General features: G+C 69.1%; 17 protein-coding genes and 1 pseudogene. 12 read left to right on the plus strand and 6 right to left on the minus strand.

Translation table 11 applies throughout. The features are described 5' to 3' along the window. The 4 genes and pseudogenes from EPL04_RS13985 to EPL04_RS14000 all read left to right on the plus strand — a co-directional run. Window positions 1-118: pseudogene (locus EPL04_RS13985) on the plus strand (IS6 family transposase); the annotation flags it as partial. Window positions 119-175: 57 nt separating this feature from the next. After that, entirely contained in the window at window positions 176-385 is a 210-nt protein-coding gene (locus tag EPL04_RS13990) for a hypothetical protein (RefSeq protein WP_134671818.1), read from the plus strand. Between the two features lie 53 nt (window positions 386-438). Beyond that, window positions 439-2,526 (plus strand): DHH family phosphoesterase, encoded by a 2,088-nt coding sequence (locus EPL04_RS13995; RefSeq protein WP_134671819.1) that lies wholly within the window; start codon window positions 439-441, stop codon window positions 2,524-2,526. Window positions 2,527-2,672: 146 nt separating this feature from the next. Next, a complete protein-coding gene (locus EPL04_RS14000) occupies window positions 2,673-4,328 on the plus strand; it encodes a tRNA uridine(34) 5-carboxymethylaminomethyl modification radical SAM/GNAT enzyme Elp3 (protein WP_134671820.1) in 1,656 nt (551 codons plus the stop codon). 201 nt (window positions 4,329-4,529) lie between these two features. Here EPL04_RS14000 and EPL04_RS14005 read toward each other — a convergent pair whose 3' ends face one another. Beyond that, on the minus strand, window positions 4,530-6,650 hold the full coding sequence (locus EPL04_RS14005) for a PAS domain-containing protein (RefSeq protein WP_167599484.1): 2,121 nt from the start codon (window positions 6,648-6,650) through the stop codon (window positions 4,530-4,532). 131 nt (window positions 6,651-6,781) lie between these two features. On the opposite strand from EPL04_RS14005, the gene EPL04_RS14010 reads away from it, so the two are divergent. The 6 genes from EPL04_RS14010 to EPL04_RS14035 all read left to right on the plus strand — a co-directional run bounded on the left by EPL04_RS14010 (window position 6,782) and on the right by EPL04_RS14035 (window position 12,998). After that, window positions 6,782-7,651 carry an MBL fold metallo-hydrolase gene (locus EPL04_RS14010; protein WP_134671822.1) on the plus strand — a complete coding sequence of 290 codons (870 nt, stop codon included), beginning with the start codon at window positions 6,782-6,784 and terminating at the stop codon, window positions 7,649-7,651. Between the two features lie 62 nt (window positions 7,652-7,713). Continuing rightward, the gene (locus EPL04_RS14015; RefSeq protein WP_134671823.1) at window positions 7,714-8,115 is read left to right on the plus strand and encodes a hypothetical protein; all 402 of its coding nucleotides are present in this window, start codon (window positions 7,714-7,716) and stop codon (window positions 8,113-8,115) included. Between the two features lie 102 nt (window positions 8,116-8,217). Next, window positions 8,218-10,314 (plus strand): ribosome rescue protein RqcH, encoded by a 2,097-nt coding sequence (rqcH, locus tag EPL04_RS14020; protein WP_134671824.1) that lies wholly within the window; start codon window positions 8,218-8,220, stop codon window positions 10,312-10,314. A 96-nt stretch (window positions 10,315-10,410) separates the two neighbouring features. Further along, window positions 10,411-11,166, plus strand: a complete 756-nt coding sequence (locus EPL04_RS14025) for a DUF4013 domain-containing protein (protein ID WP_134671825.1) — start codon at window positions 10,411-10,413, stop codon at window positions 11,164-11,166. 52 nt (window positions 11,167-11,218) lie between these two features. After that, a complete protein-coding gene (locus EPL04_RS14030) occupies window positions 11,219-11,902 on the plus strand; it encodes a DUF4013 domain-containing protein (RefSeq protein WP_167599485.1) in 684 nt (227 codons plus the stop codon). Between the two features lie 28 nt (window positions 11,903-11,930). Beyond that, window positions 11,931-12,998, plus strand: a complete 1,068-nt coding sequence (locus EPL04_RS14035) for an mRNA surveillance protein pelota (RefSeq protein ID WP_134671827.1) — start codon at window positions 11,931-11,933, stop codon at window positions 12,996-12,998. On the opposite strand, the gene EPL04_RS14040 is transcribed toward EPL04_RS14035, so the two are convergent. After that, a complete protein-coding gene (locus tag EPL04_RS14040; RefSeq protein WP_134671828.1) occupies window positions 12,999-13,736 on the minus strand; it encodes an MBL fold metallo-hydrolase in 738 nt (245 codons plus the stop codon). Window positions 13,737-14,158: 422 nt separating this feature from the next. Between EPL04_RS14040 and EPL04_RS14045 the strand changes: the two genes are divergently transcribed. Further along, on the plus strand, window positions 14,159-16,945 hold the full coding sequence (locus EPL04_RS14045) for an ATP-dependent helicase (protein WP_134671829.1): 2,787 nt from the start codon (window positions 14,159-14,161) through the stop codon (window positions 16,943-16,945). Window positions 16,946-17,040: 95 nt separating this feature from the next. Here EPL04_RS14045 and EPL04_RS14050 read toward each other — a convergent pair whose 3' ends face one another. The 4 genes from EPL04_RS14050 to EPL04_RS14065 all read right to left on the minus strand — a co-directional run bounded on the left by EPL04_RS14050 (window position 17,041) and on the right by EPL04_RS14065 (window position 22,273). Beyond that, the gene (locus EPL04_RS14050; protein WP_134671830.1) at window positions 17,041-18,423 is read right to left on the minus strand and encodes a uracil-xanthine permease family protein; all 1,383 of its coding nucleotides are present in this window, start codon (window positions 18,421-18,423) and stop codon (window positions 17,041-17,043) included. A gap of 182 nt (window positions 18,424-18,605) precedes the next feature. Beyond that, on the minus strand, window positions 18,606-19,151 hold the full coding sequence (gene hpt, locus EPL04_RS14055; RefSeq protein WP_134671831.1) for a hypoxanthine/guanine phosphoribosyltransferase: 546 nt from the start codon (window positions 19,149-19,151) through the stop codon (window positions 18,606-18,608). Between the two features lie 128 nt (window positions 19,152-19,279). Continuing rightward, entirely contained in the window at window positions 19,280-20,716 is a 1,437-nt protein-coding gene (locus tag EPL04_RS14060; RefSeq protein WP_134671832.1) for a DASH family cryptochrome, read from the minus strand. Between the two features lie 30 nt (window positions 20,717-20,746). Then, the gene (locus EPL04_RS14065) at window positions 20,747-22,273 is read right to left on the minus strand and encodes a cryptochrome/photolyase family protein (protein ID WP_134671833.1); all 1,527 of its coding nucleotides are present in this window, start codon (window positions 22,271-22,273) and stop codon (window positions 20,747-20,749) included. Window positions 22,274-22,529: 256 nt separating this feature from the next. Between EPL04_RS14065 and EPL04_RS14070 the strand changes: the two genes are divergently transcribed. Next, window positions 22,530-23,000 (plus strand): DUF4385 family protein, encoded by a 471-nt coding sequence (locus EPL04_RS14070; protein ID WP_134671834.1) that lies wholly within the window; start codon window positions 22,530-22,532, stop codon window positions 22,998-23,000. Window positions 23,001-23,011: the final 11 nt, after the last annotated feature.

The following is a 23,011-nucleotide window of genomic DNA, read 5'->3' on the forward strand; positions in this document are numbered from 1 at the left end:
CTTCCGCGAGGTAAAACGCCGGACCTCCTCGTTCAGCAACTGTTTCAGCCACGTCGAACCAGCAACTGCTGAAACATGGCTCCAAGCCTTTGCCGTCTGGCACAATTCCACAAACTAAACACGATGCGTTCGACGCCGCCAAGGTTCAAGGGCCTCGGCGTCGCGACTACTGTCGATGGAGCCAGACGACCCACAGCAGGCCGACCACTACCAGCACGGCGACGGCACCGACGAGATCGTCTTCGCGGTCGAGGAGGGTCGCGTCCTCGCGGTTCGGGAGTATCCGAGCGTCGAGGCGTTCTCGGCGGCGGTCGCCGACGCCGACTACCTCGGCACCCACGACGGCATCGCCGACCTCCCGGGGGTCGAGGCGTTCGAGGAGTAGCCCGAGGATTTCGACAACAGTTTTAGGCCGGGGCTATTTTGCTCGCGTATAAGATGGGTTCGTGTATCATCTGCGGGACTCCTGCCGACGGCGCGATCTGCCAGAGCCACGAGCAGGACGTCCTCTTCGAGTTTGCCGGCGATTCGCCCGATCAGCTGACCTCGGGTCGCTACTACAAAGGAACAGTCGACGGGTTCGCCGAGTTCGGCGTGTTCATCAACATCAGCGACCACGTTACGGGGCTCCTCCACAAGAGCGAGCTCGACCGCCGTCTCGACTCGCTCGACTGGGACGACGGCGAGACCGTGTTCGTCCAAGTTACCGGCGTCCGCGACAACGGTAACGTCGACCTCGGCTGGTCGCTCCGCCAGTCCGAGCGCGGGTTCCGCGGGAAGCTGATCGACGACCCCGAGCGCGGGGCGGTCCCCGCCGACGAGTCCGACGATGACGACGACGGGGCGGTGTCGGCGTCGACTCGCCGCGCCGAGCCCGACGAGACCGACGCCGACCGCGGGACCGACACCGACGAGACCGACGACGCCGACGACGGCCAGCAGGCGACCACCGACGGCGCCGGCGCGAACGCCGTCGGCGCCGACGCCGACTCGGAGACCGAGTCGGCCCCGCCCCGCGCCCAGATCGCGTCGCTTCGCGACCGGGTCGGCGAGACGCTCCGCATCGAGGGCGAGGTCGTCGGCGCCCGCCAGACGAGCGGCCCGACGGTGTTCGAGGTCCGCGACGAGACCGCGACCGTCGACTGCGCCGCGTTCGTCGAGGCCGGCGTCCGGGCCTACCCCGAGGTCGACACGGGCGATTTCGTCCGGCTCGACGGCGAGGTCGAACTCCGCCACAACGAGCTTCAGGTCGAGACCGAGGAGCTCGAGAAGCTGACCGGCGAGGGCCGCGAGACGGTCGAAACCCGGCTCGAAGACGCCCTGCGCGACGAGGCCCGCCCCGAGGACGTCGAACTGCTCGCCGACCACGACGGCGTCGCGGCGGTTCACGACACCATCCGCGACGCGGCCGAGGCGATCCGCCGGGCGGTCATCGAGTCCCGGCCGGTCATCGTTCGGCACAACGCCACCGCCGACGGCTACGTGGCCGGCGCGGCCATCGAGCGGGCGGTCCTCCCGCTGGTCCGCGACGAGCACGCCAAAAGCGACGCCGAGTACCACTACTTCGACCGGCGTCCCTTGGAGGGCGGCGACTACGACATGGCCGACGCCACCAAGGACGTGACCCAGATGCTGGAGAACCGCGATCGCCACGACGAGAAGCTCCCGCTGTTCGTGCTGGCGGCCGCCGGAAGCACCGACGAGTCCCGCGACGGTCTCGAACTGCTCGACATCTACGACGCGCCGCGGGTCACCGTCGACGCGACCTACCCCGACGAGGGCGTCGCCGACCTCGCCGACGTGGCGGTCAACCCCCACCTCGACGGCGGCGACGCGAGCGACGTGACCGTCGGCGCGCTGGGCGCGAACCTCGCGGCCCACGTCAACGACGACGTCCGGAGCGGCGTCTCTCACCTCCCGGCGGTCAGCTACTGGGAGGACGCCCCGCAGGCGTACGTCGACCTCGCCGACGAGGCCGGCTACGACGCCGACCACACCACCGCGCTCCGCGAGGCGGTCGCGCTCGAAGCGTTCTACCAGTCCTACGAGGACAAACGCGAGCTCATCACCGACCTCCTGTTCGAACACGAGAAGCGCGACCTCGCCGAGCACGTCGCCGAGCAGTTCCGCCAGAAGCTCCAGACCGAACTCGACACCGTCGAACCGAACCTCTCGGTCCGGGGCGTCGGCGACGTGTCGTTCACCGTCCTCGACGCCGAGTCGTTCACCCACCGGTTCGACTTCCCGCCGGCCGCCCTACTGGTCGAGGAGGTCCACCGCCGGAAGCTCGGCGCCGAGGGCGCCCCGGGCGAGGACCACGTCACCCTCGGCGTCGACGAGGACGACATCCACATCCGGAGCGACGGTCGCGTGAACGCCCGCGAGGTCGCGGCGGCCGCCGACGAGATCGCCCCCGAGGCCGGCCTGTCGGCGTCGGGCACCATCGACGGCACCATCGACTTCCTCGCCGGCGAGCGCGAGGCCGCCGAGGACGCCGTCGTCGAAGCCATCGCCGACCGACTGTAAGTCGGCCGGTTCGGGTTCAGCTCTCTTTTCGAGCGCGGACTCGGCTTTCGAGGCCCGAGCCGACCCGTCCGCGAGGGCCGAGTCGAGGCGCCGAGCGCACCCGTAGACGACACCCTTATCCCGACGAACCGACCAATTAGCACCTAATGAGTACCGAGACGCCGGACGCCACCGAGACCGAGGCGTTCGAGCGGGTCTGTGAGGAGCTGGTCGAGCGCATCCTCGCCGACGACATCGAGCGCGACGACCTAGAGAGTGCGAAGCTCGAGGTCTGCTCGGAGTTCTCCTCGCCGAAGGTGCCGAAGAACTCCGAACTGCTCGACTACGCGCCCGACGAGCGACGCGAGGAACTCCAGGAGGTCCTCCAGAACAAGCCCGTCCGCACCGCGTCGGGCGTCTCGCCGGTCGCAATCATGACCAGCCCGCACCAGTGTCCCCACGGCAAGTGTCTCTACTGTCCGGGCGGGCCCGGTTCGGAGTTCTCCTCCTCGCAGAGCTACACCGGCCACGAGCCGGCGGCCGCCCGCGGGGTCCAGAACGACTACGACCCGTACGGACAGGTCACCTTGCGGCTCGAACAGCTCCGGGAGATCGGCCACCCCGTCGACAAGGTCGAGCTCATCCTGATGGGCGGGACGATGACCGCCCGGAGCCACGACTACCAGGAGTGGTTCGTCAAGCGCGCGCTGGAGGCGATGAACGACTACGACGTGAACGGCGAGCCCGCGCCCGCCGAGGGCGAGAGCTTCGCCGAGGACCCCGACGAGGTCGAGTTCCGGTACCTCGAAGACGTCATCGCCGAAAACGAGACCAACGACGTCCGCAACATCGGCACTACCTTCGAGACCAAGCCCGACTGGTGTGATCCCGAGCAGATCGACCGGATGCTCGATCTGGGCGGGACGAAGGTCGAGGTGGGCGTCCAGACCACCTACGAGCGAATCAACCGCGAGATGCACCGGGGCCACGGAGTGCAGGCGTCGATCGACGCGAACCGGCGGCTCCGGGACGCCGCGTTCAAGGTCGGGTTCCACATGATGCCCGGCCAGCCCGGCATGTCCCAGGAGATGTGTCTGGAGGACTTCCGGCGGCTGTTCGAGGACGAGAAGTGGCGCCCGGACTACCTCAAGATCTACCCCACGCTGGTGGTCCGCGGGACCGCGACCTACGACTGGTGGCACCGCGACGAGTACGACCCGCTCACCAACGAGGAGGCCGCCGAGCTCGTCGCCGAGATCAAGTCGATGATCCCGAAGTACACCCGGCTCCAGCGGGTCCAGCGCGATATCCCCGCCGACTTCATCGACGCCGGCGTCTGGAAGTCGAACCTCCGCCAGCTCGCCCGAAAGCGCATGGACGAGCACGGCTGGAGCTGTGACTGTATCCGGTGTCGAGAGGTCGGGATGAACGACGAGAACCCCGAGAACGTCGAACTCGACGTCACGACCTACGAGGCCGCGGGCGGCACCGAACACTTCATCAGCTACGAGGATCCCGACAAGGACCTCCTGATCGGGTTCTGTCGGCTCCGGTTCCCGGGCGACCCCGTCCGTCGGGAGCTCACTGACGCCGCGCTCGTCCGGGAGCTCCACGTCTACGGCCCCATGGTCGAAGTCGGCGACGAGAGCCACGACTGGCAGCACAAGGGATACGGACGGAAGCTCCTCGGGAAGGCCGAGGGCCTCGCGGCCGACGCGGGCTACGACAAGGTCAGCGTCATCTCGGGGATCGGCGCCCGGGAGTACTATCGCGAGAAATTAGGGTACCATCAGGACGGGCCGTACGTTTCGAAGCGACTCTGAGGGCTTTTCGTCGACGTTTTGCAAGCGAGAGCGCGACCGGAAGTCGCGATCGAGCGCCGGAAAAGGTCGAGTGCTATCGCGAGAAATTAGGGTACCATCAGGACGGGCCGTACGTTTCGAAGCGACTCTGAGGGCTTTTCGTCGACGTTTTGCAAGCGAGAGCGCGACCGGAAGTCGCACGAGGGCTGTTGACGGGCGAGCTCAGAGACACGGCGGGTCGCGCTCGACGTCTCGGAACTCGAATCGCGCACCGCCGGCGTCGCTCTCGGTCGCGGTACACTCCCAGCCGTAGACGTCGGCGAGCTCTTGAACGAACGCCAGCCCGAGGCCGGTTCCGCCCCCGTCGGCCGCGGTCGTGTAGCCGGCCTCGAACACCGCGTCGCGCTCGTCGGGCGGAATCCCGGCGCCGTCGTCGGCGACGTAGAACCCGGTCTGCAGGTCACCGACCGTCACCGCCACCCCGCGGCCGTCGCGCTCGGCGGTGGCCTCGGCGTCCGGCGGCTGATCCCCCGTCGAACAGTGTTCCACGGTGTCATCGTCCTCCGGACGATTGCTCGTCGAGCCGTGCTCGACGGCGTTCTCGAAGAGGTTCCGGAACAGGTGGCGGACGTACGTCTCGTCCGCCCGAATCGTGCGGTCGACCGCGACTGTGAGCGTCGCGTCCGGGACCGAAAGCTCGTCCCACACGGAGCGAGCGACCGCCGCGAGATCGACCGGCACTCGCTCGCCGACCGCTTCGGTGCCGCGGGTCAACACCAACATCACGTCGATCATGTCTTCGATACGGTCGAACGCCTCGGTGACGTACTCGACCGCCGTCGAGTCGGTTTCGTCGGGGAGCTGGCGGGTGTAGATCTGGCCGATCGTGACGGGGTTGCGGAGCTCGTGTGCGAGCATGCTCGCGAAGCTCTCGAGGCGCTCGTTCGAGGCTTCGAGTTCGTCGACCGCCGCTTCGAGCTTTCGCTCGCGCTCGACCTGCTCGGTGATGTCGCGTCCGACGCCCGCCAGAACGCGGTCGCCCGACGGGCTGTCGAGCGCCGAGGCGACGAACTCGAAGGGGACTCGATCGCCGGCCTTGGTCACGGTCTCGGCCTCGATCTGTACGCTCCCGTTCTCGAACCCCTCCCGGATCGCCGCCGCGACCCGCGTCCGATCCGACTCGTCGAAGAACTCGAGCGGGGACATCGAGGCGATCTCCTCGTCGCGGTAGCCCGTCACCGCGGGCACGCTGTCGTTCCACTGTCGGAACTGTCCGGACTCGTCGAGGATGTAGAACACGTCGTCGATCGCGTCGAGGACGGCGTCGATGTACTCCTGATACCGCTGGAGCCGCCGCTCGCGCTCCTTGCGTTCGGTTACGTCCTGCGACATCCCCAGTGCCGCAAAGACGTCGCCGGCGTCGTCCCGGACCGGGAGGAAGTGAAACCGGTAGGATCGGTCGCCGACCGCGGCCTCGAACTCCGAGGACTCGCCGTCGAGCGCCGCCTCGTAGCCCGGGACGACGACGTCCGCGAGCTCTTCGGGCAGTGATTCCCGGACGCCTTTGCCTTCGAGGTCCGTCCGGGTCAGCTCCTCGGTGCTCTCGGGCGAACCGCCAAAGACCTCGTACCGGAGGTCCGGGTCCACCAGCGCGACGGCGCCGTTCGGGAAGTTCTCGACCAGCGTCTCGTACTGCGAGCGGTACTCCTCGATCTCGCGCTCGCGTCGCTTGCGGTCGGTGATGTCCCGAAAGTAGACCGACAGCCCGGTCTCGGAGGGGTACGCCGAGACCTCGTACCACGCTTCGAGCGGTTCCGGGTAGTAGAACTCGAAGGCGGTCGGCTCCTGGGTCTCCATCGCGGTCCGGTACTCCTCGCCGAGCGTCGAGTCGGTCGCCCACTCGAACACCTCCCAGAAGTCCTGCCCGACGAGACCCGCGTCGCGGTAGTCGATGAGTTCCTCGGCGCGGTCGTTGACGTACGTGAACTGCCAGTCGTCGTCGAGCGCGTAGAACGCGTCGGAGATTCGCTCGAACATCTCGCGGAACTCGCTCTCGAGGCGGTCGGACTCGCCGCCGTCCGGCGGGACGCCGTCGAGGCCGGCCGTCGCGGGCTCGGGCGGCGCGTCGCCGTCGTCGGGGAGCCACCAGACGCGGCTCCGGGCGCCCACCTTCTTGGTTCGGATCGTCCCCCGGTCGGCCAGCGTATCGAGTTTGTTCAGCGCGGTCCGGCGAGTACATCCCACCTCCGCGGCGACCTCGCTTGCGGTCACCGGCTCGTCGCGGATTCCCGCGCGCTCGCTCGCGGCGAGTACCGCCTCGGGGCTGATTCGACCGGGAGTCATTGGACTCTCTCCGCCGGTCAGCGTCAAAAGCATTTCCTTGGAAGGAACGACCACCCAGCGTCCGACGGGTCGGCTCTCGGGGCGGTCGGTCCGGCCACCGAGTTCTTTACCGCGGGTCGGCTACCGGTTCCATGCGTCTCACCCTGCTCGGCTCGGGCGGCGACTCCCAGACCCCGATGCCGACCTGCGAGTGTCGCGTCTGTGACCCCGCCCGCGAGGAGGGCCTTCCCCACGCGAGATACGGCAACGCCACGTTCGTCCACGAGGCCGACGCCGTAGTGGACGCCCCCGAGTCCGTCTGGGCGATGCTCAACCGCGAGGACGTGCGCGACGTGGCGTACATCTTCCTCTCGCACCACCACATGGACCACGTCGGGGGCCTGCGCGTCGTCCAGGCGATCGGTCGCCCGCAGTACCCCCTCGACGACTGGGACAACGAGGACCCCGCCACCGTCGTGATGAGCGAGACCACCTACGACCGCATCGCCGACTCGCTCGATATCGAGGCCCAGTACGACGATCGGGGCTACGCCGAGTTCGAGTTTCTGGCCGACGGCGAGACGATGGCGCTCGGAGACGGCGTCGAAGTGACGGGGCTCGGCGCGCCCCTCGACCCCGGCGGTCCGGCGGACGCCGCGATGGGGTATCTGTTCGAGGAGAGCGACGACTCGGCGCTCGTCTCCCCCGACGAGACGACGTTTCTGGACCTCGAGAAGGTGCCCGAGGACCTCGACCTGTGGGTCAAAGAGTGTGGCATGTTCCGCGAGACGCCCGACGGCGACCCCATCCTGAGCGACGACCTGTGGGCCGACGAGCGCGACCACCAGACCACCTTCGACCAGACGCTCGAACAGGTCCGGACCGTCGACCCCGACCGCACCGTCCTCACCGAAATCGAGGAGATCTACCGGCGCCGCCCCGACGAGTACGCCCGACTGGCGGCCGAGCACGCCGATCTCAGCGTCGAGTTCGGCCGCGACGGGATGGACATCGAACTCTGAACGCCCGGTCCCGGAGCCGGCCGGGGCCGAAGCGTTTTGGCCTCGACGCCCGTTCGGACCGTATGGAGTACTCGGGACTGGTGGTGGGCCGCGACCGGGAGACCACCGAGCGACTGCTGACGGTCGCCGTCGCGGTGTTCGTCGCCGTCTTCGTCTTCCACACCCCGCCGTCGGTTCTGGGGGTCGACCTCGCGGTCCGGCCGAATCTGGCGGTCCTGTTCGGGCTCGCGACGGTTCTGCCCGTCGCCGGGGCGTATCTCAACGACGGGGCGCTGGTCAGCGTCGCGCTCGCGGCGGGACCGGCCCTCGGGTTCTACGTCCCGCTGACGCTGTTCGAGCTTGTTTCCCCGAGCGAGTCGGTCCTGTGGGGGGTCGCGAGCGCCGCGACGTTCGCGGTGCCGCTCGGGCTCGTGGGGTTCGCGGTCGGCGCCGGAGCCCGACGGCTCGTGGCGCTGGCCCTGTGAGGTGCCGTCGAGTGGGTCGAACGGGCGCCGTCGCGCCCGACTCCGGGGGCGACGACCCGACGTAACGATAGGCCTTTCCCCCGCAACGGAAAACGGGTAGGCATGGACAGCAAGCGGGAACTGTCGAGCATCGACCTCGCGGCCGTGGTCGCGGAGCTCGGGGCCTACGAGGGTGCGAAGCTCGACAAGGCGTACCTCTACGGCGACGACCTCTTGCGACTCAAGATGCGGGATTTCGACCGCGGACGGGTCGAGCTCATCGTGGAGGTCGGCGAGAACAAGCGCGCCCACGTTTCCGCGCCCGAGAACGTACCCGACGCGCCGGGCCGGCCGCCGAACTTCGCCATGATGCTTCGCAACCGGCTGTCGGGCGCGGACTTCGCGGGCGTCGAGCAGTACGGCTTCGACCGGATTCTGGAGTTTCACTTCGAGCGCGACGACGAGGACACGACCATCGTCGCCGAGCTGTTCGGTCAGGGCAACCTCGCGGTCCTCGACGAGAGCCGCGAGGTCGTCGACAGCCTCGACACCGTCCGGCTCAAGTCCCGGACGGTCGCGCCCGGGAGCCAGTACGAGTTCCCCGACGAGCGCATCGATCCGCTGGACGTCGACTACGAGACGTTCGTCGCCTACATGGAGGAGTCGGACACCGACATCGTGCGGACGCTGGCGACCCAGCTCAACTTCGGCGGACTCTACGCCGAGGAGGTGTGTACGCGCGCCGGGGTCGAGAAGGGAACCGACATCGCCGACGCTGACGAGACCGACTACGAGGCGATCTTCGACGCCATCGAGCGGCTGGCCGACCCCGTGCGAGAGGCCCAGTTCGACCCCCGCGTCTATCGGGAGGACGGCCGGCCGGTGGACGTGACGCCGCTCCCGCTCGCGGAGTACGACGACCTCGAATCGGAGGTGTTCGACACCTTCAACGAGGCGGTCGACTTCTACTACCACAACCTCGAACCCGACGAGCCCGGCGACGCCGACCCCGGCGACCAGCGCCCCGACTTCGAGGCCGAGATCGAGAAACACCGCCGGATCATCGAACAGCAAGAGCAGGCGATCGAGGGGTTCGACGAGCAGGCCGACGCCGAGCGCGAGCGCGCAGAGCGCCTCTACGGTCACTACGGGCTGGCCGACGACATCCTCACCACGGTCCGGAACGCCCTCGAGGAGGGGACCTCGTGGGCGGAGATCGAAGCCCGGTTCGAGGAAGGCGCCCAGAAGGGGATCGAGGCCGCCGAGGCCGTCCGGCGCGTCGACCCCGAGTCGGGGGTCGTCACGGTCGAACTCGATGGCGTCGAGGTGCCCCTCGACGCCTCGATGGGCGTCGAGAAGAACGCCGACCGGCTCTACAAGGAGGCAAAGCGCATCGAAGACAAAAAGGAGGGCGCGAAGGCCGCGATCGAAGACACCCGCGAGGATCTGGCCGCGGCAAAGCGCCGCAGGGACGAGTGGGAGGCCGACCCCGACGACGAGCCCGACGACGAGGGCGACCGCGAGGACGTCGACTGGCTCTCGCGGCCCTCGATCCCGATCCGCAAACAGGAGCAGTGGTACGAGCGCTTCCGGTGGTTCCGCACGAGCGACGACTTCCTCGTGATCGGCGGCCGGAACGCCGACCAGAACGAGGAGCTCGTCCAGAAGTACATGGACGGCAACGACCTGTTCTTCCACGCGCAGGCCCACGGCGGCCCGGTGACGATCCTGAAGACCTCCGACCCGAGCGAGCCCTCCCGGGACGTGGACGTGCCCGACGCGAGCAAGCGGGAGGCCGCCCAGTTCGCGGTCTCGTACTCGTCGGTCTGGAAGGACGCTCGGTTCTCCGGGGACGCCTACATGGTGACCCCGGATCAGGTGAGCAAGACCCCCGAGAGCGGCGAGTACCTCGAAAAAGGCGGGTTCGCGATCCGCGGGGACCGCACATACTTCCGGGACGTGGCGGTCGGGGTCGCGGTCGGGATCGCCTGCGAGCCCCACACTCGGGTGCTCGGCGGGCCGCCCGAGGCGATCGTCCCGCGAGTCGAGACCCACGTCGAGGTCGAACCCGGCCGGTACGCCCAGAACGACGTCGGCAAGCGCATCTACCGGACGTTCCGCGAGCGCTTCGAGGACACCTCGTTCGTGCGGAAGGTCGCGAGCCCGGACCTGATACAGGAGTTCCTGCCCCCCGGCGGAAGCCGGACGAAAGACGACTGAGGCCGGTCGACTCGCCCGACCCCGCCACACAACGGTTAAGCCCGTCGCGTGCGTCTGTACGTCAATCGAGCCGTTTCTCTCGATCCGGAGCCCACGATGTTCGAAACAGCACTCACGTATCTCGTAGAGAGCGACGACGGCGTCGAAACCACCCTGACCGGGAGTATCCTCACGCTGCTCGCGTGGCTCCTGATCCCGGCGATCGTCGTCGCGGGCTACTTCCAGCGCGCGCTCGCCGCCACGAACGCGGGCGAGCCCGCCCCGCCGTTCGGCGACTGGGGCGGCCTGTTCGGCGAGGGACTGCGAGCGATCGGCGTCGTGGTGGCGTACGCCGCGCTCCCGGTCGTCCTGCTGGGTGCGGTCTTGGCGAGCCTGCTCGCGTTCACGGTCGAGACGACCGTAGTGACCGACGCCGGCGTCGCGACCGATCCCCGGGCGGTCGTCGAGCCGGTGGCCTCGGCCGATCCCGGGCTCCTCGGAGTCGCGGTCGTCTTCGGCGGCCTCGCGCTCGCCGGCGTCACGGGACTGGTGGCGTGGTACGTCCTGCCCGCCGCGCTCGCCCGGCTGGCGGTCGAGGGACGGTTCGGCGCGGCGTTCGAGCTCCGCGAGCTCGCGAGCGTCGTCGCGACCGCCCCGTACGCGACCGGCTGGCTGCTCGCGCTCGCCGTGCTCGTCGTCGACGGCGCCGTCGTCGGCGCGCTGGCGTCGATCCCGTTCCTCGGGTGGGCGCTCGCCCCGTTCGCGATCTTCTACTTCACCGCCGTCGCCGTCTCGCTCTACGGACAGGGCTACCGCGAGGCGACCCGGGCCGGCGGTCGCGAGGCCGCCGGGGATCGCCGGACAGTCGCGTAGTCCGACGACCCCGAGTAGTCAGACCTATCTTCCCGCGTCCGAATGCTCGACCGTGTTCCGCGAGGCGCTCACGTACCCCGGTCGGGCCGACGAGGAGACCCTGCTTGCCGGGGCCGCGCTCGCCGTCGCCGCCGGACTGTTCGCTCGCCTCGGCGCGCTCGCGGTGCTGGCGGTCCCGGCGGTGGTGTTGCTCGCCGGCTACGCGCTCGCCGTGATCCGGACGACAGCCCAGGGCGCGGCCGAGCCGCCCGCGTTCGCCGACCTCCGGACGCTGGCACGCGACGGCGCGCGCGCGCTGGCGGTCGCGGTCGGCTACCTGCTCGTCCCGGGGCTCGCCCTCGGGGTCACGCTCGACGGTGCGGCCGCCGCCGGGCGCCCCGAGACGCCGGCGACGAGCGTCTTCGTCTTCGGCGCGGGGACGGCGTTGCTCTTCGTCTCGGCCGGTCTCGCGTACCTGTTGCCCGCGGCGCTCGCCGCGACCGCCGAGCGTCGGTCGCTCCGCGGTGCGCTGGATTCGAGCGCGCTCCGGACCGGCGCGACCGACGGCGGCTACTTCGTGGCGTGGACGTTCGCGCTAATTCTGCTCGCGGTCGGCGGTACCGCGGGGTTCGCGCTCGCCGGCTTGGGTCGGGTCGGCGAGCTGGTCGGGCTCGCGGTCGGCGCCTACGCGCTCGTCGCGGTCGCTCGCCTCGCGGGGCTGGGCGCGCGGGCGGCCGGCGGCGTCGACCGCAGGTGACTTATCGACCGGCGGCCCACGTCGACACATGCGAATCCAGAGCCGCCAGCGCGTCGAGGGCGGCGGCGAGCGCATCTCGCTCGTCCCCGAGAGCCTCGACGACCTCTGGCATCTCACCTACGTGCTCGAACCCGGCGACCGGGTGTCGGGCGACACCACCCGGCGCATCCAGCGCAACGACGACCAGATGCGCGACACCGGCGGCGAGCGCGAGCACATGTACGTCACCATCGAGGTCGACGACGTGGAGTTCCACAAGTTCGCCAACCGGCTCCGGGTGAGTGGCACCATCGCCGACTGCTCGCGGGAAGACCAACTCGGCCAGCACCACACCCTCAACGTCGAGGAGACCAAAGAGATCGAGATCGAAAAACGCTGGAAGCGCGACCAGCTCGACCGACTCGAAGAGGCCGAGGCGGCCACCGACAACCCCGACGTGGCCATCGCCACCGTCGAGGAGGGCAAGGCACACATCCACGCCGTCACCCAGTACGGCGCCGACGAGCAGGGGGAGTTCTCGGGGACGACCGGCAAGGGCGAGTACGCCCGCGGTCGCGACGAGCTGTTCGCCGAACTCACCGACGCGCTCGCGCGGATGGACGTCGACGCGATCGTGCTCGCCGGTCCGGGGTTCACCAAGCAGGACGCCTACGACTACATCGAGGAGAACGCGCCCGACCTCACCGAGAAGATCTCGACGGTCGACACCAGCGCGGTCGGCGACCGGGGCGTCCACGAGGTGCTCAAGCGCGGCGCGGTCGAGGAGGTCCAACAGGAGACCCGGATCGCCGAGGAGGCCGAACTCATCGACGAACTCACCAAGCGCATCGGCGAGGGCGCGAGGGTCGCGTACGGCATCGATCAGGTCGAGAAGGCCGCCGACTTCGGCGCGATCGAGCACCTCCTGATCCTCGACGAGCGACTCCGGGCCGAGCGCGGCGGCGAGGGCGAGTGGGACCTCGACGTCAACGACCTCATCACGTCGGTCGAGCGCAAGGGCGGGGACGTGACCGTCTTCTCCAGCGAGTTCGCCCCCGGCGATCAGCTCTCGGGGTTCGGCGGGATCGCGGCGCTGTTGCGCTACCGCCTGGAGTGATCACACCTCGATCGACCGGAGGTCCTCGGCGAACCGCACGTCGCCGTCGTAGGCGGCTTCGATCGACTGGAGCATCTCCTCGTGGCGACCGTCGGTGTGGGGGTAGAGGTGGGTCAGAAACACCGTCTCGACCCGGGTCTCCGAGTCGGCGAGCGCCCGGCCGAGCTGGGTCGGCGTCGGGTGGTTGTCGACGTCGACGTCGTCGGGGAACGAGCAGTCGTGGACCAGCGCCGAACAGCCGTCGGCGAAGTTCGCCAGCCCCTCGAACGCCTCGCTGTCGGCGCCGAAGGTGACCGCGTCGCCGAAGCGGTAGGCCAGACACGGCACCGAGTGGCGGGTCTCGAACCCTTCGATCTCGAATCCCGCCGCCTCGAAGCCGTGCTCGCCGACCTCCCGCACCTGCAGATCGACCCGGCCCTCGAGGTAGTCGTGGACCCCGAGCAGGTCGTCGACGAAGTCTTTCGTGCCTGCCGGGCCGACGACTTCGAGGTGGTCTTCGCCCGCGAGCCACCGGGCTTTCAACAGCGGCAGGAGGTCCGCGACGTGATCGAGGTGGTGGTGAGTCAAAAGCACCGTCGAGATCGCCTCGTAGCCGACGCCCGACTGCTGGAGGCGGTGGAGGATCCCGCTCCCGCAGTCCACGAGGAGGGTGCGGTCGTCGTCCTCGACCACGAGGCCGGTCTGGTAGCGCTCGCCCGTCGGCATCGCACTCCCGGTTCCGAGAAACGTGACTCGCATGTGGGAACCGGCGGGTCGGACCCGGTTAACGGCTTCGGGTGCGCGCCCTATCGCCAGTTATTCGGGGGCCCGTGGCACGGCCGGCGACCGACGGCCAGCCTGGGGCCCTTTCGCCCGAATCGCTCTCGGTATCCCGGCCTCAGAAACCGGCCCGCTGGTCGCTCACCGGCGCATCGGGGACCGACCCGAATCTCTTTAAGTAGTGCGTGTGATGGGGCGACCGCTCCCAAGCAGAGCAGGAAGCCGTCTCGGTTCGGGATACACTTCCACCGGGTGCCATAAATTTAAGTACTATTTTCGCTTGCCTCCTCCGAAGAGGTATCGAACCGAACTCCCCACACCGCAGGCGATCGACCGGTGGCGGTTTCACTTTCACTCCGGTGGCCAAACGGTCTTATGCGCCGGGTCCCAACCGTGGGTAAATGGGAGCCCGCGAGTTGCTGGCGCGCGGGGAGAACGACTTCGACCCGGAATCGGTCGAGATAGACGACGCCCCGGTGCTGGAGTCGCTGGAGCCCGCGGTCCGGGAGTGGTGGGTCGATCGGTTCGGCGAGTTCGTCCCGGAGAACGGCGGCTTCTTCACGCCGCCCCAGAAGGAGGCGATCCCGCTTGTCCGCGAGCGCGAGAACGCGCTGGTGGCCTCCCCGACCGGGAGCGGGAAGACGCTGGCGTCGTTCACGGCGATACTCAACGAACTGTTCCGCCGCGAGCGCGAGGAGGGACTCGAAAACTCCGTCTACTGCCTGTACGTCTCGCCGCTCAAGTCGCTTGCCAACGACATCCACCGGAATCTGGAGGTACCCCTCTCGGGGATCGCGGCGCGGGCCGACGGCGACCCCGAGATCCGCCACGCCATCCGGCACGGCGACACCGAGGACTCGGCGCGCCAGCGGATGCTCGAGGAGACGCCACACATCCTGAACACGACTCCCGAGACGCTCGCGATCTTGCTCAACTCCCCGAAGTTCAAGCGGAAGCTCGAAACCGTCGAGTACGTCGTCGTCGACGAGATTCACAGCCTCGCCGGCGGCAAGCGGGGCACCCACCTCGCGGTGAGCCTCGAGCGACTGGAGAACATGACCGAGTCGTCGCCGACCCGGATCGGCTGTTCGGCGACCGTCGAGCCCCTCGACACCATCGCGGAGTTCCTCGTCGGCCGGGAGTCGAGCGCTGGCGCGGACGACGGCGACGGCGCTTCGACCGCGCCGGTCGGACCGCCCCGCGACTGCGAGATCGTCGACACCCGGTTCCTCCGGGAGTTCGACATCGAACTCCGGTGTCCGACCGACGACCTCGTGAACACGCCCCGGGAGGTCGTCACCGACCGGTTCTACGACCAACTCCACGATCTGATCGGGGAGCACACCAACACGCTGGTGTTCACCAACACCCGGTCGGGGGCCGAGCGCGTCCTCCAGAACCTCCGGGAGCGCTACGACGCCTACGACGAGTCTAACTCGGGCTGTCACCACGGCAGTCTCTCGAAGGAGGCCCGCCAGTCGATCGAGGCCGACCTCAAGACCGGGAGCCTCGACGTGGTGACCACTTCGACCAGCCTCGAACTCGGCATCGACATGCCTTACATCGATCTGGTGGTGCAGGTCGGCTCCCCGAAGTCGGTGGCGTCGCTCCTCCAGCGCGTCGGGCGGGCGGGCCACCAGCTGGGCCAGACGGTCACCGGTCGGGTCGTGGCGCTCGACCGCGACGAACTCGTCGAGTGTGCGGTCATGCTCAAGAAGGCCCAAGAGGGGTTCGTCGACCGGGTGTTCGTCCCCGAGGAGGCCTACGACGTCGCGGCCCAGCACGTCTACGGGATGGCGATAAACGCGGTCCGGCCCGAGCGAGAGGTCCGGGAGACGCTCCGGCGGGCCTACCCGTACCGGGGGTTCGACGACGGCCAGTTCGAGACGCTGTTCCGGTATCTCACCTCGGACTACGAGGGGCTCGAAGACAAGAACGTCTACGCGAAGATCTGGCGCGACGACAACGACCCGCCCGACGGCGAGTACCACTACCCCGAGTACGACGTGGGCGAGCCGCTGGTCGGCAAGCGCGGCCGGCTGGCTCGGGTCATCTACATGACCAACATCGGGACCATCCCCGACTCGTTCACCTGCGACGTGTTCACCCGCGCCGACGACGAGTGGGTCGGCGACCTCGACGAGTCGTATCTCGACACCTTAGAGAAAGGCGACGTGTTCGTCCTCGGCGGCCAGAACTTCGAGTTCCGGTACCGACGTGGCTCGAAGGTGTACGCCGATCGGACCAACGCCCGGCCGACGGTCCCGTCGTGGTTCTCCGAGCGACTGCCGCTGTCCTACGACCTCGGTCGGGGGATCCTCGCGTTTCAGGCCGACCTCCTCGATCGCTTCGAGAAGCGCGGTCGGCCGGCGGTCCGGGTGTGGCTCCGGGAGTTCCCGCTCGACGAGAACAGCGTCCGGGCGATCGCCCGGATGTTCGACGAGCAGGTCCGGTACGCCGGCCCCGCGAGCGTCGCGACCGACGCGCGGCTCCCGGTCGAGGTCGAACTCGACCGGTCGGAGTACGAGCGCCGGTACTACGTCCACTCGAACTACGGCCGGCAGTTCAACGACGGCCTCTCGCGACTGGTCGCCTACCGGTGTGCCAACGCCGCCAACACCAACGTCTCGGTCGCGGTCGCCGACCACGGTTTCACGGTGTCGATGCCGCTGAACCGGAAAGTCGACGTGGCCCAGATCGTCCGGGACATCGACCCCGACGACGTGCGGCCGGACCTCCGGGCGGCGCTCGGGGGCACCGAACTCCTCCAGCGGTACTTCCGGATCAACGCGACTCGGGCGCTGATGATCCTCAAACGCTACAAGGGCTACGAGAAGTCCGCGAGCGAACAGCAGGTCTCGAGCGAGATGCTCCTCGGGTTCGCCGAGGAGTTAGACGGGTTCGCGGTCGTCGAGGAGACCTACCGCGAGATCGTCGAGGACAAACTGGCGGTGTCGGCGATCGAGGACGTGATCGCCGACGTGCGGGCCGGCGACGTCGAGGTCGTCCAACACCGAGTCGACTCCCCGACGCCGAAGGCGTTCGGACTCGCCACCCTGATGGCGAGCGACGTGGTGCTCGCCGAGGACGAGAGCGCGGTCCTCCAGGAGTTCCACGATCGGGTCCTCGACGAGATCGGCGACGACTACGAGTACGACGCCGGGAGCGGCGCGTCGGCCGCGGAGTGACGCACGAAAAGAAACCGTTCGGCGATTTGGGCCGGTGGGTCGACACGCCGGCCCGACGACGCGGAGACGGGGCGACTCGGTCGAGCGCCGCCCGGTCAGTCGTCGGTCGGGGCGGGGCTCTCGGAGACCTCGTCGACGGTCTCCTCGGGCGGCGCGTCGAACAGCGGACTCTGGTCGCCGGGCGTGAGCGTGTTGAACACCAGCGCCGTGAGCGCGGTCACCACGACGGGCTCGCCGAAGAACGTCTGGGCGGCCTGCGGGAGGCCCTGGAGCGCGTCGGGGCGGGTCGCGACCCCGAGCCCGAGCCCGAGCGAGGTCGCGAGGATGACCATGTTCCGCCGGTCGAGGTCGACGTGGAGAAAGACGAGCCGCGCCCCGCTGGCGGCGACCATCCCGGCCATCAGCAACACCGCGCCGCCGAACACCGCGCTCGGGATGGTAGCGACCGCGGCGCCGACCTTCGGGCTGAGTCCCAGCACGGCGAGGATCACTCCGGCGACGCCGACGACGTGGCGGCTCATCACGCCGGTGAAGTTGACGATGCCGGCGTTCTGGGAGAACGAGGTGACCGGAAACGCGCCGAAGACCGCCCCGATCGAACTCAGCAGGCCGTCGGTGAACAGCCCGCCCCGGAGTTCGTCGTTGTCGGGGTTTCGCCCCTCGGCGGCCGTGATGCCCGACATGTCGCCAACCGTCTCCATCGCCGACACCAGAAACAGGAACGCGAAGGTGACGATCGGGACCGGTTCGAACGCGAAGCCGAACGCGCCCGGCTGGGGCACCGCGACCCACGACGCCGCCCCGACGGGCCCGAAGTCGACCAGTCCGAGCCCGAGCGCGGCGACGTAGCCGACCGCCAGCCCCACCAGCGTGCTCAGTAGGCGCGTGACGCCGTCGGTAAAGAGGTTGAGCCCGACCGAGACGAAAAGCACCAGCGCGGCCAGCCCCACGTTGTGGAGCGCGCCGTAGTCGCTCGCGCCGACGCCGCCGGCCGAGTAGTCCATCGCGACCGGGATCAGGTAGAGCCCGATGATGACGACGACGAGTCCGGTCACCAGCGGCGGAAAGAAGGGCTTGATGCGTTTGAACTGCCAGCCGATCAGCCCCTCGACCGCGAAGCCGGCGACGAGTATCGCGCCGAACACCGCGCCGAGCCCGTAGTTCACGCCGATGGTCGAGGCCGCGCCCACGAAGGTGAAACTGGTCCCCATCACGATCGGGAGGCGCGCGCCGACCGGCCCGACGGTGTACGCCTGTACCACGGTCGCCAGCCCGGAGAACAGCAACACCATCTGGACGATGTAGGCGGTGTTGGCGGCGTCCAGCCCGACCGCGCCCGCGACGATGTACGCGACCGCGGTCGCCGGCACGATCATCACCGCGACGTGCTGTACCCCGAGCAGGAGCGACTTCGCCAGCGGCGGTCGCTCGTCGAGGTCGTACTCGATGTCTATCTCTCCGTCCGTCTCGCTCGACATTGTGTACGCCCCACGAGACGGTCGCCCTCAATAATAGTTCCGCGTTCGAGCGCATATTCGGGCCCTGAATGCAGAGATATGCGCAAATTCGTGCATAATAATCGGGCGACCCGCAGAGACCGACGGCGCGGTTCGCCGATCACCGTCGCGCGCTCGGCGTCCGCGACGGCCGGACCTGCGGGTCAGTGGATGGTCACTTCGTAGTCCTCGACCGAGATGTCGACGAGGCTGGTCGCCTCGTAGTCGGTGTCGTCGAGCGCCGATCCGCCGACTTTCCGGATGACCACCGCGATGTCGGCGATCTCGGCGCCGATGTCGTCGAGCGCGTCGGTGATGCCCGCCAGCGTGCCACCGGTCGACAGCAGGTCGTCGACGATCAGCACGCGGTCGCCCGCCTCGACGTCGTTGATGAACATCTCCGACTCCGAGTAGCCGGTGGTCTGGTGGAGCGCGACCTCGCCGTCGAGGCCGTACTCGCGCTTGCGGATGACCACGAGGGGCACGTCGGTCTGGAGCGACAGCGCGGTCGCGATGTGGATTCCCATCGCCTCGGGCGCGACGATCTTGTCCACGTCGAGATCGGCCGCCTGCGTGATCCCGACCACGACCTCCCGGAGCAGTTCGGGTTCGAGCATCGGCACCCCGTTGCTGATGGGGTGGACGAGGTACTGGTAGCCGTCCTTGTCGACGATCGGTGCGTCGTGGAGCGACTCGCGTAGCTTCTCCATGGCGCGTGTTCGGACAACCGCTCCAAAAACCGTTCGCTCTCCGCCCACGGAGACCGCGGGCACGCGACGCGGTCGGACCTCGTCGGCGACGCCGCGGCGGCAAGCGCGAGGTCGGTCCGCCCCGCCGGTCACTCGTCGGTCTCGTCGGCGGGCGGGAGTTCGATCACCGGGTCGGGGTACTCGACGCCGAGTTCGCGTCGGCGCTCGGCCGAGAGCCGCCACGGTGCGTGGGCGTCCGCCGGCTCCAGGGGCTCGACCGCGGGCACCCAGCGTTTCACGTACGCCGCCTCGGGGTCGTAGTAGTGGGCCTGACCCAGCACGTCGAACTTCCGGTTCCGCGAGTCGTTGCCGACGCCGGCGACGTACGCCCAGTTGCCGTAGTTCGACGCGGGGTCGTAGTCGACCAACCGGGTCTCGAAGTACGCGGCGCCGCGTCGCCAGTCGATCCGGAGGTCGTTGGCGAGAAACGACGCGGCGATCTGGCGGCCCCGGTTCGAGAGGTAGCCGGTCTCGGTGAGTTCGCGCATCGCGGCGTCGACGAACGGGATCCCGGTCTCGCCCCGCTTCCAGCGGGCGAGCGCCGCGGGGTCCTCGCGCCAGTCGATCTCCCGGCGCCGGATCCCCTCCCGCGCGAAGAACTGCGCGCCGTGTTTGGTGAACTGGAACTGGAAGAAGTCCCGCCACAGCAGTTCGAAGACGAGCCAGTAGGTCGAGTCGTTGGCGACGCGTTCGGCCTCGTATCGCTCGACCGCCTCGTGGACCCGTCTCGGGGACAGACACCCTTCGTTGAGCCACGCCGAGAGCTTCGAGGAGTAGTCCCGACCCACCAGTCCGTTGCGCGTCTGTTTGTACTCTTGGAGGCTGTCGGTCGTCCAGAGGTACGTCTCCAGTCGGTCGAGTCCCGCGGTCTCCCCGCCCTCGAAGGCCAGCGCCGCCCGGTCGTCGTCGGTCGCGGGCTCGACGCCGAGTGCCTCGGCGGTCGGGATCTCGCCCGGCTCGAGCGCCGGTCGCGCCGGCACCGCGGGCCGATCGAGGGGCTCCCGGACGGTCGCCTCCGACTCGACGGCGTGTCTGAACGGCGTGTACGTGTCGTCGATCTCCTCGACGCTCGAGGGCAGGTCCTCGGGCCGATAGAGCGTGTGGCCCCAGTACCGCTCGAACGCGACGCCGGCGTCGGCGAGCCGCTCGGCGAGGGCGGTCTCGACGGCGCGCTCTTCGGGCGTCGGGCGGGTGTGTGCGTACACGGCGTCGGCGTCGACGTGGTCGGCGAGGTCGGCCACCGTGGCCGGCGCCGGGCCGACGCGGACGAGGAGGTCACTGCCCGCCGCCCGGAGCCGCGACCGGAGGTCCGCGACGGCCTCCAGACGGAACCGCGTGCGAAACCCGCCGGTCTTCTCGTAGGCGAACGAGTCGTCGCCGCCAAACTCCCGCGTCCCGTAGCGTTCGGGGTCGAACACGTAGACCGGCAGGAGCCGGTCGGCCGCGGCGGCCTCGACGAGGGGCTCGTGATCGTGGGTCCGGAGGTCCCGCCGGAACCAGACCACGGCGGTCCGGGGCCGGCTCATCGGTGCCTCCGGTCGGCGATCGTCGCCATCTCAGACCACCCCGTCGTCGGTCATGCGCCGGACCGTCTCGGCGCGCTCGCGGATCGCCTCGACGTCCTTGTCTTCGAGGTGCGAGTAGACGAGGCCCATCCGGTAGTTGTCGCCCAGGCGCTCTTCGTTCCGATCGAGGAAGTCCCAGTAGAGGGCGTTGAACGGGCAGGCGCCCTCGTCCGTGGTCGCGTCGGGATCGTAGGCACAGCCCCCGCAGTAGTCGCTCATCCCGTCGACGTAGTTGGCCGACGCGGCGTACGGCTTGCTCGCGAACGCCCCCGCGCCGTAGAGGCCCATCTCGACGACGTTGGGCGTGGTCACCCAGTGGTAGGCGTCGACGTAGCCGGCGTGAAACCACCGGTTGAGCCGGCGGGGCTCGACGCCGTACAGGAGCCCGAAGTTCGAAAGCACCATGAGCCGCTGGATGTGGTGGCTGTACCCGCGCTTTCGAACTCCGTCGACCGCGTCCGCGAGGCAGGCCATCTCGGTCTCGCCCGTCCAGTAGAACTCCGGGAGGGCTTGGCTGGCTTCGAGCTGGTTCGCGGTCGCGAGCTCCGGCATCGTCTCGGCGTAGACGCCCCGGACGAACTCCCGCCAGCCGAGGACCTGGCGGACGAACCCCTCGACGCTGTTCAGCGGGACGTCCGGATCGGCCCGGACGCCGTCGAGCACTCGCTCGATGACCTCGTCGGGACCGAGGAGCCCGAGGTTGAGCGGGACCGACAGCAGGGCGTGGTGCATGGCCCACTCGTCTTCGAGCATGGCGTCCTGATACGGCCCGAAGGCCGCGAGGCGCTCGTCGACGAACCGATCGAGCGCGTCGAGGGCGTCGGCGCGGGTGACCGGCCAGCGGAACGGCTCGGGGTCGGCCCAGTCGCCGCCGTACGGCGGCGCTTCGTACCCGCCGTCGAACTCCTCGCGGACCCACTCGGCGACTTCGCGAGTGCGCTCGTCGGGGTCGTACGCCGGCGGGTCGGGCGGATCGTACGACTCGTCGGGGAACTCGCGGTTCTGGTCGTCGTAGTTCCACTCGCCGCCGACCGGCTCGCCGTCGGCCATCAGGTAGCCGGTCTTCCGGCGCATGAACCGGTAGAACTCCTCGTGGCGGTACGGCTGGGTCCGATCGCTCGCGAACGACGCGAACGCCGACCGCGAGCAGAGAAACAGGTCGTTGTCGACGACGTCGAGCCGGCCGCCCTCGCGCTCGACCAGCCGTCGGAGCCGCTCGGCCCCGCCGTGGCTCGACGGTCGCATGACCGTCAGGTCGTCGTTCGGGTGGGCGTCGAAGTGGGTCGCGAGCCCCTCCCGGAACGTCTCGGCGCGGACGTACTCGACCTCGCGGCCCGCGTCTCGGAGCTCGTCGCGGTACGCCCGCATGGCGCCGAACACGAGCGTGAGCTTGTGGGGGTGGTACGGCAGCCGACGGGCGAACTCGCGGGCCTCGATCAACAGCACGCGGTCGTCGGGCCGGGCCGCGACCGGCCCGACCCGCCGCGTGAGCTGGTCGCCGAGCACGAGGACCGTCATCGCGGCCCTCGCGGTCGTCTGTCGCGATCGGACCCCGACGCGGCCGGCCGCGGTCGGCCCTCAGCGGGGACGGACGTGCTGTTCATACCGGCCCTTCGGACGACAGGCCCATGGTTGTTTTGTCGGTCGGCCGGCGGGTGAGCAGGACATTTCACCGACGAACGCGAACTCGAAAGCGTGACACCCGACGACTCGCACCCGGACGAGAAGACGGTCGGAGCGTCCGACGGCGACGAGGCCACAGACTCGCCGCCCGATAAGCGCCGAGGCGACCGCGCCGCCCCACGTCCGCGACGAGGCGGCCCACGACGTCGATTACCGGCGACATCCCGAGCGCTACGATATCGGCCGCGGCGAGGAGGGCGTGTTCAAAGTCCAGCCGTACAAGTCCGAACTCCTCCCGCTGTGGGGGTACGCCGACCGCGAGACCGCCGACGAGGCCGGCGAAGCGATCTACGACCAGTTTCGGGCCTACGGCCGGACCGGCGAGTTCGTCGGGATGGATATGGCGCGCAAGTACCTCCAGATGGGCTACACCCGGGCGATGCGCTACGCCCGGTACCCGGGCGGGCGCAAGTACGAGGACGGCGAGCCTCGCGAGCCGGTCCACTGGGCCGACCACGACAAGCGAGAGGCCGCGCTGGTCTACGCGGTCTGGCTGGAGCGAGCGCGGGCCGACGACCGATACCAGCGGCTCGAAGCGCGTCATCGCGAACGAAACGAGTGAGCCCCGTCGGC

This window comes from Halorussus marinus, assembly GCF_004521895.1.
GTDB lineage: Archaea > Halobacteriota > Halobacteria > Halobacteriales > Haladaptataceae > Halorussus > Halorussus marinus.